Origin of the sequence: Bifidobacterium pullorum subsp. gallinarum, assembly GCF_000741215.1 — a bacterium.
Lineage (GTDB): Bacteria > Actinomycetota > Actinomycetes > Actinomycetales > Bifidobacteriaceae > Bifidobacterium > Bifidobacterium pullorum_B.
Map to the genome: position 1 here is coordinate 107,239 of NZ_JGYX01000007.1, position 15,918 is coordinate 123,156.

At 65.6% G+C, this 15,918-nt stretch carries 11 protein-coding genes; 6 read left to right on the forward strand and 5 right to left on the reverse strand.

Annotated elements, in window-relative coordinates; all coding sequences use genetic code 11:
* Positions 1-18: 18 nt before the first annotated feature.
* Positions 19-1,176 carry a glycoside hydrolase family 26 protein gene (locus BIGA_RS08315; protein WP_033507284.1) on the forward strand — a complete coding sequence of 386 codons (1,158 nt, stop codon included), beginning with the start codon at positions 19-21 and terminating at the stop codon, positions 1,174-1,176.
* A gap of 84 nt (positions 1,177-1,260) precedes the next feature.
* On the opposite strand, the gene BIGA_RS08320 is transcribed toward BIGA_RS08315, so the two are convergent.
* Entirely contained in the window at positions 1,261-1,773 is a 513-nt protein-coding gene (locus BIGA_RS08320; protein ID WP_152596021.1) for an aldo/keto reductase, read from the reverse strand.
* A gap of 30 nt (positions 1,774-1,803) precedes the next feature.
* On the opposite strand from BIGA_RS08320, the gene BIGA_RS08325 reads away from it, so the two are divergent.
* Positions 1,804-2,553, forward strand: a complete 750-nt coding sequence (locus tag BIGA_RS08325) for an alpha/beta hydrolase (RefSeq protein ID WP_033507286.1) — start codon at positions 1,804-1,806, stop codon at positions 2,551-2,553.
* 193 nt (positions 2,554-2,746) lie between these two features.
* Positions 2,747-3,550 carry a sulfite exporter TauE/SafE family protein gene (locus tag BIGA_RS08330; protein ID WP_033507288.1) on the forward strand — a complete coding sequence of 268 codons (804 nt, stop codon included), beginning with the start codon at positions 2,747-2,749 and terminating at the stop codon, positions 3,548-3,550.
* A 91-nt stretch (positions 3,551-3,641) separates the two neighbouring features.
* On the opposite strand, the gene BIGA_RS08335 is transcribed toward BIGA_RS08330, so the two are convergent.
* Entirely contained in the window at positions 3,642-4,682 is a 1,041-nt protein-coding gene (locus BIGA_RS08335) for a LacI family DNA-binding transcriptional regulator (protein ID WP_033507290.1), read from the reverse strand.
* 702 nt (positions 4,683-5,384) lie between these two features.
* Positions 5,385-8,681: a glycoside hydrolase family 2 TIM barrel-domain containing protein gene (locus tag BIGA_RS08340; RefSeq protein ID WP_033507292.1), complete on the reverse strand. Its 3,297-nt coding sequence runs from the start codon at positions 8,679-8,681 to the stop codon at positions 5,385-5,387.
* A gap of 306 nt (positions 8,682-8,987) precedes the next feature.
* Between BIGA_RS08340 and BIGA_RS08345 the strand changes: the two genes are divergently transcribed.
* Positions 8,988-9,221: a hypothetical protein gene (locus tag BIGA_RS08345; RefSeq protein ID WP_033507294.1), complete on the forward strand. Its 234-nt coding sequence runs from the start codon at positions 8,988-8,990 to the stop codon at positions 9,219-9,221.
* 86 nt (positions 9,222-9,307) lie between these two features.
* Here the strand turns inward: BIGA_RS08345 and BIGA_RS08350 are convergent, their stop codons facing one another.
* Together BIGA_RS08350 and BIGA_RS08355 are read right to left on the reverse strand one after the other, a co-directional pair.
* Entirely contained in the window at positions 9,308-10,792 is a 1,485-nt protein-coding gene (locus tag BIGA_RS08350; protein ID WP_033507296.1) for an amino acid permease, read from the reverse strand.
* Positions 10,793-10,898: 106 nt separating this feature from the next.
* Complete coding sequence (locus tag BIGA_RS08355) at positions 10,899-11,459, reverse strand: TetR/AcrR family transcriptional regulator (RefSeq protein ID WP_033507298.1); 561 nt, start codon at positions 11,457-11,459, stop codon at positions 10,899-10,901.
* Positions 11,460-11,576: 117 nt separating this feature from the next.
* Here BIGA_RS08355 and BIGA_RS08360 point away from each other — a divergent pair, with 117 nt between their 5' ends.
* Together BIGA_RS08360 and BIGA_RS08365 are read left to right on the forward strand one after the other, a co-directional pair.
* On the forward strand, positions 11,577-12,278 hold the full coding sequence (locus BIGA_RS08360; RefSeq protein ID WP_033507300.1) for an ABC transporter ATP-binding protein: 702 nt from the start codon (positions 11,577-11,579) through the stop codon (positions 12,276-12,278).
* A 12-nt stretch (positions 12,279-12,290) separates the two neighbouring features.
* The gene (locus BIGA_RS08365; RefSeq protein WP_033507379.1) at positions 12,291-15,893 is read left to right on the forward strand and encodes an FtsX-like permease family protein; all 3,603 of its coding nucleotides are present in this window, start codon (positions 12,291-12,293) and stop codon (positions 15,891-15,893) included.
* Positions 15,894-15,918 lie beyond the last annotated feature (25 nt).

The window sequence follows — 15,918 nt, forward strand, 5'->3', positions numbered from 1 at the left end:
GGTCGGAAGGAGCGCGCCATGATTCCGAACCCCTCCCATCCGGTGGACCCGGATCTCACCCCTCGCGCGAGGGCGCTGTTCGACGCCCTGCACCGGGTCTCCGGCGAATTCACGATGCTGGGACACCAGGACGACACGTTCAGCGCGCATGCGCGGGAGCGCGACGGCTCCGGCTCCCCGGCCGACTCCGACGTGCTGGCCGTCGCCGGGGCGTACCCGGCCGTATGGGGATTCGACCTCGGCCGCATCGAACTCGGATGGTCCGTCAACATCGACGGCGTGCCCTTCGACGACATCCGCCGCGAGATGCGCCGCGCGTACGCCATGGGCGCGGTCGTGACCGCCAGCTGGCATGCGGTGAACCCGGTCACCGGCGGCGGATACGGGGAGAACACGGCACCGGGGTCGGTCGCCGCGGTGCTGCACGGCGGCGACCGGCACGGCGAGTTCCTGGGATGGCTGCGACGCGTGGCCGCGTTCCTGGGGTCGGTGACCGACGAGCACGGCGAACCGATACCGGTCGTGTTCCGTCCGTACCACGAGCACACCGGCGACTGGTTCTGGTGGTGCGTCGGCTCGCCGCTGCGCCCGACCGACACGGGCGCGGGGCGGTACGCCGAATTGTGGCGCATGACCGTCGGGTACCTGCGCGACGAGTGCGGTGTGCACAACGTGCTGTACGCCTATGCGCCGGACCGCAGCCGCATCGACATGGCCACCCCGGCGTCGCGCGAGCACGGTTATCTGTTCGGCTATCCGGGCGACGGCTACATCGACGTGCTGGGCGTCGACGACTATTGGGATTTCGGCCGCGGCGACCCGCCGGCTACCCCGCGGGACCGGCACGCCGATCTGGCGGACATCCTCACGCTGGTCGGCCGTCTGGCCGCGGAGCACGGCAAGCTCGCCGCCGCCACCGAGATCGGGTCTCCGGGCGCGTTCGCGGCGGAGTCGGCGGAGCCGTGGAGCGGGTACCTGCTGTCGGCCCTGACCGCGAACGACGATGCCAGACGCATGCTGTGGTGCCTGCCGTGGCGCAACTCCGCGGACGCGGTCGGCACCACGGCGTACGGTACGCCGGCCCCGGACTCGCCGTACGCGGCGGACTTCCGGGCCTTCGTCCGCGACGGCGCCATCCGTCTGGCGGACACGCTGCCGCCGCTGTACTCCCGATGACGTCGGTTCCCCGGCGTCCCGGTCCGTTCCCGGCGTCCTGGTCCGTCGGCCGTCGTTCCATCTTCCGTCGGCCGACGGCGCCCGTCAGTACCAGCCGAACAGCGACCTGCCCTCGTCGAGGGCGGAGATCGCGTCCATCTCCGCGTCGGTCAGCGAGAAGTCGAACACGTTGATGTTCTGGCGGAGCCGCCCGCGCTTGGACGACTTCGGGATCACGCCGATGCCGAGCTGGATCAGATAGCGCAGGGCGACCTGCGCCACGGTCTTCCCGTGCCCCTCGGCGATGTCGCGCAGCGTCGGCTCCCGGAAGATCGGGCGGCGTCCCTCGGTGAACGGCGCCCACGCCTGCATCATTGTGCCGTAGGCGGCGAGCGTCCGCTGCAGGGGGCGCTGCGCGTGGTAGACGTGCGCCTCCACCTGGTCGACGGCCGGGACCACGTCGCAGGTCTGCAGCAGGTTCTCGTACATCAGCGACTTGAAGTTCGACACGCCTATCGCGCGCACCTGCCCGCGCTCCAGCGCCTCCTCCATCGCCCGGTACATGGCCGGCGACTGGTCGTACGGCTCGTGGATGAGCAGCAAGACTGGCGGCCCCACTCGTATTTGGCATCATCGAAAGGGCCTTCTATGGAATTGTCCATCACCCGCGACGGGCTGCGCCTGCACGCCCTGCTTGAATGCCCCGGCCATGACCGGCTGTGCCCCATCGTGATCCTGTGCCATGGATTCGGCGGCAGCATGGACGCCTATCCAGGCAGCCTGTATCAGAGGATTGCCGAGCGTCTCGTAGCCCGCGGTGTGGCCGTGCTCCGCTTCGACTTCAACGGCCATGGGCGCAGCGACGGCGAATTCTCCCACATGGACGTGCTCAACGAGATCGAAGACCTCATCGCCGTACTCCGGTACGTGCGCTCCCGCACCGACGTGACCGCCATCCGCCTGCTTGGCCAATCCCAAGGCGGCGTGGTGGCCGGCATGGTCGCGGGACTCTACCACGACGTCATCGACCGGCTGGCGCTTCTGGCGCCCGCGGCCACGCTCAAGGACGACGCGCTCGCCGGTACCTGCATGGGGCGCTCATATGACCCCGACCACATCCCCGACATCGTCAAAGTGCCCGGTGCCGGCGAAGTCGGCGGTCACTACTTCCGCATCGCCCAGGTGTTGCCGATCTATGAGACGACGGCCCGATTCACCGGGCCTGCGTTGGCCATCCACGGGCTTGCCGATGACATCGTGGATTCCAAGGCTTCGCGCCGCTATGGCGAGATGATGCCCAACTGCGCGGTCAGCCTGTATCCGCGGCTGGACCACGGCATCAACGGCGCGGATGGCGACAAGGCCGTTGATGAGGTCATTGACTTCTTAAGTGTTTGAATAGGGGGTTCGCACTACCTCAAGGATTAATTTCAGACCCCTTGGAAAAAGCACCCTGTGATTTTCAACGTCGAGGTAGTGCGAACCTACTTTTCCGTGCCGTGCGGTCAGTGCCGCCATAATCCGGAGGAATAGCGGTCGAATCGAAGGCACGGCGGTACACTGGCAGTCGATTGCAAGGAACGAGGGGCTCATGAGGAACATCAACGTGCGGGTTACGGTGACGTTATTGGTCGTTGGCGTGGTTTCCGGCTTGTTGTCCGGCTTGTTCGGCATCGGCGGCGGCACGGTGATCGTGCCCGCGCTGGTGCTGGTCGGTCTGACGCAGCGGCAGGCCGCGGCCACATCGCTGGCGGCCATCGTGCCCACATCGATCTCCGGCGTGGTCTCCTATGCGACCGCCGGCGACGTGGATTGGATCGCCGCGTTGCTGCTCGCCTGCGGCATGGTGGCGGGCTCGCAGATCGGCAGCTGGCTGCTCTCGCGTCTGCCCGAGGTGTTCCTGCGCTGGTTCTATGCGGCGTTCCTGGTGTTCGTGATCGTCTCGCAGCTGGTGTTCACGCCGCAGCGTGATTCAGCCATCCATTTGCACGTGGTGACGGGCATCCTGCTGGTGGCGTTGGGCGTGGTGATCGGCATCCTGTCCGGCCTGCTGGGCATCGGCGGCGGGGCCGTGGCCGTGCCATCGCTGTCGCTGTTGTTCGGGGCTTCCGACCTGATCGCCCGTGGTACGTCGTTGTTGGCGATGTTCCCGAGCGCGATCGCCGGTACGGCGGCGAATTGGAGGCGTGGCCTGGTGTATCTCAAACATGGCCTGATCATCGGCGTATGCGCCGCCGTGACGGCGCCGTTGGGCACGATGCTGGCCGGCATGATTACGCCGCGTATGGGCGCGAACCTGTTCGTGGCGTATCTGGCCGTGCTGTTCGTGCGGAGCGTGTGGACGGCGTTGAAGGTGACACCCGGGACCAATATCTCAAAGGTGCATGATAGGTGAACCTAGGTAAGACTGCGGAGAACGCCATGTTGCCGGAATCATATGATGGCATCAGGCGATGCAGGGCTGATGGCCGGATGTTGTGTGGTAATCAGTTGCGGTCCGTCGGCACGCCGGTGGTGCCGCGCAGCACGGGCGTGGTGGGGACGATGATATGCGGCTCGTCCAAGGGCTTGCCTCGCAGCAGGTCCAGGACGAGGCGTGACGCCTCGCGCCCCAGCATCACCGGATCCTGATGGATGGTGGTCATGTCCTGAATCTGGGCGAGCTGATTGTCGTCGAAGCCGATGAGCGACATCTGTTCGGGCACGCGCACGTGTTGCCGGCGCAGCTCGTTGAGGATGTGCGCGGCCATCTCGTCGGTCTGCACACAGACGCCGGTTGGCCGCTGCGGGGCGGCCAGCAGCGCGGCCACGTTGCGCCGGGCGATCTCGGGCGTCGGCCGGAACTGGTTGGCCTCCTCCGGCGGCGAGATGTAGAGGTTCCCCTCGTCGTATCCGAGTTCCAGCGCGGTTTTGTGGAATCCTTCGCCGCGCAGATCGGTGCTGTAGTCCAGGTCGGGCGGGATGAGGTTGCCGATGTAGGCCAGCCGCTCGTGCCCCAGCGAGTGCAGGAGCTGGACGGCTTGGCGCATGCCTTCGAGGTCGTCGATGCGCACGGAGGCGTTCAGGCCGTCGATATCCGGGTTGTTGATGCCGACCAGCGGCATGTCCAGCGAGGCGAGCGCGGCGCGGAATGCGGCGTCGAGCGTGAACGAGGTGACGATGATGGCATCGACGTCGCGGTTACTGGGCAGCGTCTCGATGAGTCGGGAGAGTTCGGCACGGTTGGTGACGAACGAGGGGACGATGTCGTACCCTTCGGGGGAGAGGATCTCGATGGCCCCCTGCAGGACCGACGAGTTGAACCAGTTGTTGAGCCCGCCGGAGACGAGCAGCAGGATGCGGTGCGTCTTGCCGGAGGCAAGCGATGATGCGCTCTTCGACAAGGTGAACCGCAGCTCGGCCGCCGCGGCCTCCACGCGTTCCCTGGTGGCGGGCGCCACGTTGCTCAGTCCGCGTAGGGCCCGGGAGACGGTGGCCTCGGAGACCCCCGCGAGCCTGGCGACGTCCTGAATGGTGGAGCGTGCCATCGGTGTACCTCCTTGCTGCGTGATAATCGTCCCTTCCACTATATCGATGGGCTGCCGAGATACGACCGATACCGCACGGGCCGATGGCGATGTCCGCCAGGACTGGTTCGAGCCGGACTGACGGACATCAAGGTATCTGGTTTTACCGCCATTTCGGTGTTGAGCAACCATGATCTCCCGCATCATAAGGGGTCGTAACCGTTGTTCTCGTGGTCCCTTTGGCTGCTCATGCGCCAAAGGGACCTTGCGTATGCTCGAACGGTGGCGGACCGGGTAATGGCCTTGCGATTGTTGAATATCCGTTGCTTGCAACCTCGCTAAGCAACAGATATCCGGATAAGTGTAGCTTAAAGGACAATGCGGTGACAGATATCGTGAATGACGACGACGCCTGTTTCCGGCGCGGTAGATGGAACCACACAAGGTCCTTCTGTCTCACAAGCTCAGTGCTCCTGCATCAAAAGGGTGAGATGGGAGGCCCGAAGAAGCCCTTTCGGCGCAGTGGCACCGCAATCCTGTGACATATGGGCCAGATGTGGAGCATGAAGAAGCCCTTATGATGCAGTGGGCTTGTAATCCTGCATCAAATGGGCCAGTAATGAGCTTGGAAGTGGTCCATTTGGCGCAGTGGCTTCGTGATTCTGCATCATAAGGGCTTCTTTACGTGCGCGGGCTCAGCCAGACGCGCTCCGCAGTCGCGGTTCAGCCAATCTCCGGGCGCAGCAGCACGTTGAACGTGAACCGCTCCGCGTCCAGCCGGTACTTGGTCTGCAGCTCGGGGCCGCAGCTGTTCGATCCGATGCCGCTCTGCTGGTAGTCCACGCACACCACGGTGGAACCGCACGGCTCCAGCTCGTGGTTATGCGCCTTGGCGGTCATCTCCTCGGCCGTGTACGGCAGCGCCTGGAAATCGAACGGCTGCGCCCCGTACACGCCGAGCGCGATCCCGTCGCCGGTCACCGTCGCCCAGTCGCAATCGTGGTGGTTGCCGTTCTCCTGCGGCTTGATATACGGCTCGAACAGCGTCTGCGGGGTGCCGGAGAACACGCCATGCCAGCTGGCGCGGCGCTTGTCCACGTAGCTCTCCAACGGGCCCAGACCGCAGTAGCTCACCCGGTCCATCGTCCGCGGCAGCAGCATCCGCAGACCGAATCGCGGCAGGAACGGCATGCGCGTATCCCGCTCCACGGTCATGCGCAGATCCACCGAACCGTCCGAGGCGATCGTCCACACGGCCTTGACCGTGGCGATCCGCTGCACCACCGGCGCCACCACGCCCATCGTCACGGAGACGCGCGCCACGCCGCCGTCCGCGGACCACGTCATGTCGTAGGCGCGGGTCGCGGCATGGTCGTACCGGGCGGCGAACCACTGCGCCTTGACATACTGGTCGTTGTCGGTCGGGGCGCGCCAGATGTCGATGCTCATCGGCTCGTCGAGCAGGCTGTGGTTGCCGACCGTCATCGTGTCGAACAATCCGGTGCGCCGGTCGAGCACATGACGGAACCGCGCGTTCTCGATCACCAGCGTAGCCCCGCGCTCCGCAACGGTCGGCTGCATGGTGTTGGCCTTGCCCGCCGCGTTCGCCGCCCGGACCACCGTCTGGTTGCGCGGGTCGGCCGTCTGTACCGGCACCTCGTCGAATCCGAGGTCGAACCCGGCCGGCAGCAGCTCGTCCGCCGCCTTCAGCGAATAGCGCACCACCAGCGTGGCCTTGCCCTCGTCCGGGATCGCGTCGACCAGACGCGGCACCGCCACGTCGGCCTCGCCATGCGGCGGGATCGACGGCACGTGCGGCGTGGACATCCAGATCGGCTCGCCGTCGCACATCAGCTCCACATGCATCGTCATGTAGCGGGCCAGATCCGTGAAATCCATATAATTGCGAAGCGTCAGCGTGCCGGTCTTCTGGTCGAAGGCCGTCACGCGGGCCGGGCGGTACACGTTCTTGAACTCCTTGAGGCCCGTGTGCGGCGTGCGGTCCGGGTAGACCAGGCCGTCTATGCAGAAGTTGCCGTCATGCGGGTACTCGCCCGAGTCGCCGCCGTACGCGTACACGCGGCGGCCGTCGGGCGCGGTGCCCCGGTCGATCGCATGGTCGCACCACTCCCAGATGAACCCGCCGGCCAGCCCGTCATACCGCTGGATCAGCTCGAAGTAATCCTCCAGATCGCCCGGGCCGTTGCCCATCGCATGGCAGAACTCGCACAGCACGTACGGCCTGGTGCCGTTCGCGCCGTCGTCGCCGTTCGACCCGTCGCCCTGCGGACCCTCGTCGGAGAAGTACTGTTCGATCGACTCCAACGTGGGATACATGCGGCTGTGCACGTCCAGGTTCGAGAAGTCATAGGTCTTGCCGTCGGCCACGTAGCGCGCCGACTCGTAGTGGGTCGGCCGCGAGGGGTCGAAACGCTTCGTCCACGCCAGCGCCGCCTCGAACGTGCAGCCGTACGCGCACTCGTTGCCCATCGACCACATGATGATCGACGGCCGGTTCTTGTCCCGCTCCACGCAGCGGCGCGCACGGTCCACGGTGGCGTCCGTGAACTCCGGATTGTCGGAGATCATCCGGTTCCATCGTTCGAGCGCGGCCCGCTCCGACATATCCGGCGCGACCACGCACGACGCGCCATGGCTCTCGTCGTCCGCCTCGCCGACCACGTAGAAGCCCAGCCGGTCATACAGGTCGTAGAAATGCGGCGCGTTCGGGTAATGGCTGGTGCGGATCGCGTTGACGTTATGCTCCTTCATCAGCTTCAGATCCTGCATGATCTGCTCCTGCGCGATCACCGGCCCGGTCACCGGATCCGAGTCATGCCGGTTCACGCCATGCAGCGTGACCCGCTGCCGGTTCACCCGCAGCACGCCGCCCTCGGTCGAGATCTCGCGGATGCCGATATGGTCCACAATCGTCTCGCCGGCCGTCTCGATCGCAACCGTGTACAGGTACGGGGTCTCCGCGCTCCACAGGTGCGGGTCGTCGACGATGAACGTGGCGGTCGCGCGCGCAACGAAATCGGAACCCGCATAGTCGGTGTCGTCGCCGTCCGCGGTCGGCCGCGCGGGAGCGGGGGAGTCCGCCGCATCCGTCGGCTCGGCTTGGACCTTGGCCAGCGTCTCGTTGTACTCGTTGAGCAGCGTCACCGTCACCGGCGTGGTCGCGCCGTCCAGGAAGTCGAACGCGATGCGCACCGTCGCATGGCCGGCCTCCGGCACCGCACCATCCTGCGCTGTCTCGCGCCAATCGATCTCGGTGCCCACCGCATAGTCGCGGATCGCGGCGGCGGGGCGGTCCAGCAAGTAGACATCGCGGAAGATGCCGCTCATGCGGAACTTGTCCTGATCCTCCAGGTAGCTACCGTCGCACCACTTGAGCACCAGCACCGCCAACGTATTCGCGCCGTCCGCCAACACGTCGGTCACATCGAACTCGCTCGTGGCGTGCGAGACCTGCGAATACCCGACGAACACGCCGTTGAGCCACACGTAGAAGCAGGAATCCACACCCTCGAAATTCAGGAACGACCTCGGCGCGGCGGCATCACGGCGATGCTCGAACGTATGCAGGTACACGCCGCACGGATTGTCCTGCGGCACATACGGCGGATCGAGCGGGAACGGATAGTTCACATTCGTGTACTGATGCCGGTCGACCCCATGGTTCTGCCAGACCGACGGCACCGGAATCGACGAATACCCCGCGGCGCGCAGCTCGTCCGGCCGCGGCTCGTCCGATACGCCCAGCGAGTCGATGAACCCGCGGTCATGGAACGCGGGCAGACCGGCCTGATGCCGACGCGAGACCTCCGCGTCCAGATCGTAGATGCTGGCGTAATAGCGGAACATCCAATCCCCGTTCAGCAGCGTGAACCGGTCGGAATCCGCACGGCGCTCGCCGACGGTGTCGGTGCGTGTGGAGGCGGGGATGAAATAGGCCCGGTTCGGCATGGTGCCGACATGCAGGGTGTGGGGGTCCTCGTAGTGGCGGGGGATGAACATGCGTGTCTCCTTTGAACGGCCGTGTTCGGCACAACCGCGGTTGGTGCGACTGTGGCCGGCGCGACTGCAGTTGGCGCGACCGTGGTTGGCACAACCGCGTGATTGTGGTGTGGCGGATGTTTTCGTTACCATCCATTATCCGCATGCCATGGCGTTCGGCGCGCGCGATGTGAGGTTGCCGGGGTTACGGATTTGTGATTGTTGGGTATAAGGCGGTGGGCTCGTGGATGGCACCGGTTGATGCGGGGTTGTCAACGGTTTACAACGTTGAGATAATGGCGGGGAGTGCGACGAAACGGAGGCGATATGGGTGTCGGCGAGATCGTGTTGGAGGCTGTGATCATCGTGCTATGCGCCGGGGCGGGGGCGATGACGTTGCTCAAGCCCGACTGGATCTGGAGGTTGGGCGTCCGGCTGTCGCTGTGCAAGGGCGAGCAGCCGGACCGGACCTATAAGTCGGTGATCTGGATTGCGGGCGTGGTGCTGGTGGCCATCGCCGCGGTGCATCTGGTGACCACCATGATGCGGCTGGCGATGTAGCCGGCTGCATCGCCGGTGTTTGTGGTACAGAACCGTTCAGGCGTGTGGTTGATGGTTCCGTACCACATTGGCGTGGTGAGGAGCCCCTAGCGGCGCCGCTGCGTGAGCTGATAGGCCACCAGCAGCACGGCCAGCCAAATCACGCCCGCCACCACGGCGATCCGGTAGCTGGCGGAGAAGCACATCAGCACCACGATCATGGCCAGGAACGCCAGCACCACCCACGGGGTCACGCGGGCCGCCGGCAGCTTGAACGCGATCGCGTCCAGCGCCTCCCGGCCGCTCTTGCCGGCCAGCGCCGAATCGTGCGGCGAACCGCCGGCGGCCACCACGCGGCGGAACTTCATCTCGGTGATCATGATCATCGACCAGTTGATGATCGCCGAGATGGTGGCGATGCTCATCAGATAGTTGAAGGCGAACTCCGGCCACACGAACACCACCACCACGGCGATCACCGTGATCGCCGCCGAGGTCAGCACGGCCGCCACCGGCACGCCGTGGAAGTTGAGCCGGCCCAGGTAGGCGGGCGCGTTGCCCTGGCGTGCCAGCGAATACAGCATGCGCGAGTTGGCGTACAGGCCCGAGTTGTACACGCTCATCACGGCGGTCAGGCACACGAAGTTGAGGATCCCGGCGGCCACATGCACGCCGATCGAATCGAAGATCTGCACGAACGGGCTGGATTCGCCGTCGATCATGTTCCACGGCACCACGGCCATGATCACGCCGAGCGCCACGATGTAGAAGACCAGGATGCGCCAGATCACGCCGTTGGTGGCCTTCGGGATGGTGGTGCGCGGATCCTCGGTCTCGCCGGCGGTCACGCCGATCAGTTCGGTGCCGCCGAAGCTGAACATGACCACCACGAGCGCCATCAGTAGACCGGTCCAGGTGCCGTCGGCGGTGCGCTGCATGACGCCGTTCGGCAGGAATCCGCCGTCCAGCGCGAACCAGTTGGCGAAGCTGGCGCGGACGCCGGAGTCGGTGGGCAGATTGAACGCGATGACGGCCAGGCCACCGACGATCATGGCAAGCACCGCCACGATCTTGATGATGGCGAACCAGAACTCGATTTCGCCGAATTTGCTGACGCCCATCAGGTTGGCGGCGGTGATGACCACCAGGAAGAACGCGGCCGACGCCCACTGCGGGATGTTCGGGAACCAGTAGTTGACGAACGAGCCGACCACGGACAGCTCCACCATCGAGACGAGGATGTAGTTGAACCAGTAGTTCCAGCCGGAGACGAACCCCGCGCGCTTGGACCAGTAGCGGGTGGCGTAGTAGCTGAACGCGCCCGCCTTCGGGTCCTCCACCGACATCTCGCTCAGCGCGCGCACGATCATGAAGATGGCGATGCCGCCGATCAGGTAGGCGAGCAGGATGGCCGGGCCGGCCAGCGAGATCGACTCGCTGGAGCCGTAGAACAGGCCCGTGCCGATGGCGCCGCCGAGCGCGATGAGCTGGATGTGTCGGTTCTTCAGCGACTTGCGCAGCGACGGCGGTTCCTGGATGGTGACGTCGCTGGCGGAGCCGGCTGGAGCGCCGGCGTGGTTGGTGTTGGTCATGGGTGGCTCCCCTCTCTGCCGGCCGAATGCCGGTTGAACGGCATTGTAAGCAGCGGGAGGCGACGCGACCCCCCCGTGCGTCCGCTGGATGGGCGGGCGGCGGGCGTCAGCGGGCGGGCAGGGCCATGGTGGTGATGATGCGGGCCACGGTTTCGGGGGGTGCCGTGGGTTCGGAGGCCAGCCAGTGCTGGAGCAGGCCGATGCTGCCGGAGACGGCGAAGTGCATGCGCATCTCGGCCTCCTGCGGGTCGGTGCCTTGCAGCTGTGTGGCCAGGTCGATGCGCCCGTAGATCAGGCCGAGCAGCTGCTGTTGGAATCTCAGGTCGGCCTGCGGGCTCATCAGCACACGCAGATGGCTGCGATTGTCGGCGATGTACCGGCAGACGTGTTCGATGACGCGGCCGACGCTGTCGGGATCCGGCCGTTCGAGCAGTTGCTGGAGCGTGCCGTTGACCCAGTCGATCGTGTCCTCCTCGATGTCGCGCAACAGACTGTCGAGATCCGGATAGTGGGCGTAGAACGTGGATCGGTTCACGTCGGCCCGCTCGCACAGCTCGCGCACGGTGATTCGTGCGAGCGGCTTGTCCGCCAGCAGTTCGATGAGTGCATCGCGCAACGCCCGCCGCGTGTACTGCGTGCGGCGGCTCTCGACCAGCTCCCTTGCCATGGCGTCTCCCTCGCCGCTAATCCGACAACTCGCAACCCGACTGTCGGTTGCCAAACCGACACTGTGTTGGTTTACTGGATAGTATAGCAGTTCCAAGCATGGTCCGGGAGGTGCGCGATGGCATACATCGAATTTGACAAGGTGGTCAAGGAATACCCCTCCGGCGGCAGCGTGATTCGCGCGCTCGACGAAGCCAGCTTCACGGCCGACGAAGGCCGTCTAACCGTGATCCTCGGCCAGTCCGGCGCCGGTAAGACCACCGCTCTGAACATCCTGGGCGGCATGGACACCGCCACCTCCGGCCGCGTGGTGGTGGGCGGCCGGGACATCACCGGCCTTAGGCCCAAGGAGCTGGTCGGCTACCGCCGCAACGACATCGGCTTCGTCTTCCAGTTCTACAACCTGGTGCCCAACCTGACCGCGCTCGAGAACGTGGAGCTCGCCTCCCAGATCTGCCCCAACCACTTCGACCCGGCCGACACCCTCGGCAAGGTGGGGCTTGCCGACCGGCTCGACAACTTCCCCGCGCAGCTGTCCGGCGGCGAGCAGCAGCGCGTCTCGATCGCCCGCGCCATCGCCAAGAAACCCAAACTGCTGCTGTGCGACGAACCGACCGGCGCCCTGGACTACGAGACCGGCAAGGAGGTTCTGCAGCTCCTGCAGGACATCTGCCGGGACGAGGGCATGACGGTGATGATTATCACCCACAACTCGGCGCTCGCCCCGATGGCGCACAAGGTAATCCGGTTCCGCTCCGGCAAGGTGACCGGCGAGGAGGTCAATCCCGATCCGACTCCGATCGCCGACATCGAATGGTAGGTGGTGGTCGCGATGGGTGTGAAACGTCTTGTGAAACACTCTCGCCATAGTGTGAAACATGCCGTGAAACGGAATGTGGTCGCGGCCGACCTCACCGATTTCACCGCATCCCCCCGTGGGCGGAGCCGCCGCCCGCACGGTGGCGCCATCGCCCTGGCCTACGGCAAGGACACGCTGCGCTCCTGGCTGCGCAGTTGGAAACGGTTCCTCTCCATCGCCGTGATCTGCCTGCTCGGCGTATCCGTGCTCACCGGCATCTACGCCGGCTGCCGCGACATGTTCCTGGCCGCCGACCGGTTCTACGACGGGCAGGGACTGCACGATATACAGATCCTCTCCACCTACGGCCTGACCGACGACGACATCGTCGCGCTGCGTCGCATCGACGGCGTCGACACCATCCAGCCAGAACGCACGCAGAGCGCAACCACCGACGTCGCCGGCACCGACAAAAGCGTCACGATGACCGAAATCGGCGTGGAAGGCCTCGACCTGCCCTACCTGCAGGAAGGCAGGATGCCCACCAAGGCCGGCGAGGTTGCCGTCACCGAGAAATTCCTCATCGACTCCGGCCACGACATCGGCGACACCATCACCATCACCCCCGTCGAAACCACAACCACCTTTGGCGTCGATCTATCTGAATCGGAGGATTCGGACAACGCGGATACCGACAAGGACGCCGAAACCTCGCCCGAATTCCCGACCGAACTGACCATCACCGCCCAGGTCCTTGACCCCAAGGACCTGACCAACCCCACCGGATACGCCACCTCTGCACTCCGCAGCCCCACCACCGCCGACTACGTGTTCTTCGCCCCCAGCGACGGCGTCACCGGCAACGTCTACACCGCCATCAGCCTGAGTGTCGAGGGTGCCGCCGAACAGGACACCTTCGGCGACGACTACGACCGCATCGTCGGCGACGTCGTCGCCCGCATCGAACGCACCGTACAGGACGACCGCCAGCAGGCCCGCCGCCAAAGCATCGTCAACGACGCCCAAGACCAGCTCAACGACGCCAAAGCCGACGTCTACGCCCAGCTCGACGACGCCCAACAGCAGATCGACGACCAACGCGCCACCCTCGACGAGAACCGCCAGACCCTGGCCGACACCCGCAGCCAACTCGAAGCCGCGCAAACCGAAATCACCGACGGGGAGACGCAGATCGCCTCGGCGCGCTCGCAGATCGCCGCCGGCCGTCTGCAGATTACGCAAGGCCGCCAGCAACTCAACGAGGCGCGCACGCAGCTGAACGCCGGCAAACAGCAGCTCGCCGACGGCCGCGCGCAACTCGATGCCGACCAGCAGCAACTCGACTCCGGGCGCGCGCAGGCCGAAAGCGGCATGGCTCAGGTCGAACAGATGCTGACACTCGTACAACAGGCGCAGAACCTGCTGACCACCATTCCCGACCACGGACAGATCGATGAAGCAACCTGGGCGCAGATCGTGGCGGCGCTGACCGCCGCCGGCATCCCTGTGGACCCCTCCTCCCAGCCGGGAGAGGGACTGGACGCCATCAAACAGCAGCTGACGGATGCCACCACGCAACTCGAAGACCAAAAACAGCAGGCACAGGATGCGCTGGATCAGATCGCCGCTGGGCAGGCCGAACTCGACGCGCAGAACGCCACGCTCACCCAGAAGGAACAGGAGGCGGCGGCCGGCGAAGCTGAACTCAACGCACAGGCCTCCACGCTGGAGGCCAACGCCACCGCGCTCGAACAGCAGGCCTCCCAATTGAAGACCCAGGCGGCCACGCTCGCTACGAACAAGCAGCAGGTGGAGGATGGCCTGAAACAGGTGGAGGAGGGCGAGGCACAGCTGGCCGACGGCGAGCAGCAGCTTGAAGCCGCACAGGCCGAACTTGACGAACAGCGCGCTAAAGCCGACGAGGAATTCGCCAAGCAGCAGCAGACCATCGACGACATCGCCGATGCCCGCTGGTACGTGCAGGACCGCTCGTCGGTCGGCGGCTACTCGTCGCTCGACTCCGACGTCTCCTCGATCGAGACGCTCGGTTTCGCCTTCCCCGTGGTGTTCCTGCTCGTGGCCGTGCTGATGAGCCTGACCTCCATGACCCGCATGGTGGAGGAGGAGCGCGGCCTGATCGGCACCTACACAGGACTCGGCTACGGCAGCCTGACCATCGCCTCGCGGTACCTGCTGTTCGCCGCGCTCGCCTGCCTGATCGGCGGCGGCATCGGTCTGCTGGTCGGGTTCCTGGGCATCCCCGCCTTCCTGCTGACGGTGCTGGAGAACATGTACGTCATCCCCGGAATCGTCCTCGAATACGACTGGCTGTACGGCAGCCTGGGCATCGCGCTGTTCGTCGTCGCCGTGCTGACGGCCACGGGCGCGGCGTGCCTGGGCGAACTGCGGCAGACGCCGGCCCAGCTCATGCGTCCGAAGGCGCCAAAGGCCGGCTCGCGCGTACTGCTCGAACGCATCAAGCCGGTGTGGAGGCGGCTGAGCTTCCTCAACAAGGTCACCGTGCGCAACATCTTCCGGTTCAAGAGCCGCCTGATCATGACCGTCGGCGGCGTGGCCGGATGCACCGCGCTCATCGTCTGCGGATTCGCGATCAACGATTCGGTCGATACGCTCGGGCCCAAGCAGTATGAGGACCTGTACCGGTACGACCTGCTTGTGGCGGCCAACGACGACAACGCCGACGCGATGGCCGACCTGTTGACCGGCGATGCCGACGTGACCGACACGATGCGCGTGCGATTGGAAAGCGGCGAGATTGCCACCGATGAGGGCAGCGCCACGATCCAGCTGATGGTGATTCCGGACGGCGGGGGCGACGACCTCGCCGGCATGGTCGACCTGCAGGATGTGGAACACGGCCGGCGCGAGCTCACGCTCGAGGACGATGCGGTCATCGTCTCGAAATCGGCGGCGAACGCGCTCGGCGTGAAGTCCGGCGACACCGTATCGCTGACCGACGGGAACATGCAGCACGGCGAGGTGACGGTGACGGCCGTGAACCGCAGTGTGATCGGCTCCGACGTGTACATCGGCGAAAGCGCGTACCGTCAGGCGTTCGACGACGACGCCCCGATGACCTGGAACGCGGTGTACGCGCACTACGAGGGCAGCGGCGACGAGCAGGTGGAATATGCGGAGGAACTGCAGGACGACCCGGTGGTGCTGACCGCGATTAGCTGCGAGGACATGCGCCGCAGCTTCCGGTTCGAACTGATGGCCGCCGTGGTGGCGCTGATCATCGGCCTGGCGGGTGGCCTGGCGCTGGTGGTGCTGTTCACGCTCGCCAACACGAACGTGTCCGAACGCGTGCGCGAGATGGCCACGCTCAAGGTGCTGGGCTTCACCGACCGTGAGGTGCACACCTACGTGAACAAGGAGATGATGATCCTCACCGGCGTGGGCATCGTGGCCGGCCTGCCGCTTGGACGGTTCATCGGCGGCCTGCTGACCGCGGCCCTGAACATGCCGAGCATCTACTTCGAGGTCGAGGTGCACTGGTGGAGCTACCTGATCGCCGCGGTGATCACGCTGGTGTTCGCGCTGCTGGTGCAGCTGATCACCAACCCCGTGCTGGACCGCATCGATCCGGTCAGTTCGCTGAAGTCGGTGGAGTAGATGCGTTCCGGCGCTTGCGGACGCG

Bases quoted from the DNA above. Each gene is read 5' to 3' on its own strand.
- BIGA_RS08350 (WP_033507296.1), bottom strand. From the start codon at position 10,792: ATGACCAACACCAACCACGCCGGCGCTCCAGCCGGCTCCGCCAGCGAC.
- BIGA_RS08325 (WP_033507286.1), top strand. From the start codon at position 1,804: ATGGAATTGTCCATCACCCGCGACGGGCTGCGCCTGCACGCCCTGCTT.
- BIGA_RS08365 (WP_033507379.1), top strand. From the start codon at position 12,291: ATGGGTGTGAAACGTCTTGTGAAACACTCTCGCCATAGTGTGAAACAT.
- BIGA_RS08345 (WP_033507294.1), top strand. From the start codon at position 8,988: ATGGGTGTCGGCGAGATCGTGTTGGAGGCTGTGATCATCGTGCTATGC.
- BIGA_RS08360 (WP_033507300.1), top strand. From the start codon at position 11,577: ATGGCATACATCGAATTTGACAAGGTGGTCAAGGAATACCCCTCCGGC.
- BIGA_RS08335 (WP_033507290.1), bottom strand. From the start codon at position 4,682: ATGGCACGCTCCACCATTCAGGACGTCGCCAGGCTCGCGGGGGTCTCC.
- BIGA_RS08330 (WP_033507288.1), top strand. From the start codon at position 2,747: ATGAGGAACATCAACGTGCGGGTTACGGTGACGTTATTGGTCGTTGGC.
- BIGA_RS08355 (WP_033507298.1), bottom strand. From the start codon at position 11,459: ATGGCAAGGGAGCTGGTCGAGAGCCGCCGCACGCAGTACACGCGGCGG.
- BIGA_RS08340 (WP_033507292.1), bottom strand. From the start codon at position 8,681: ATGTTCATCCCCCGCCACTACGAGGACCCCCACACCCTGCATGTCGGC.
- BIGA_RS08315 (WP_033507284.1), top strand. From the start codon at position 19: ATGATTCCGAACCCCTCCCATCCGGTGGACCCGGATCTCACCCCTCGC.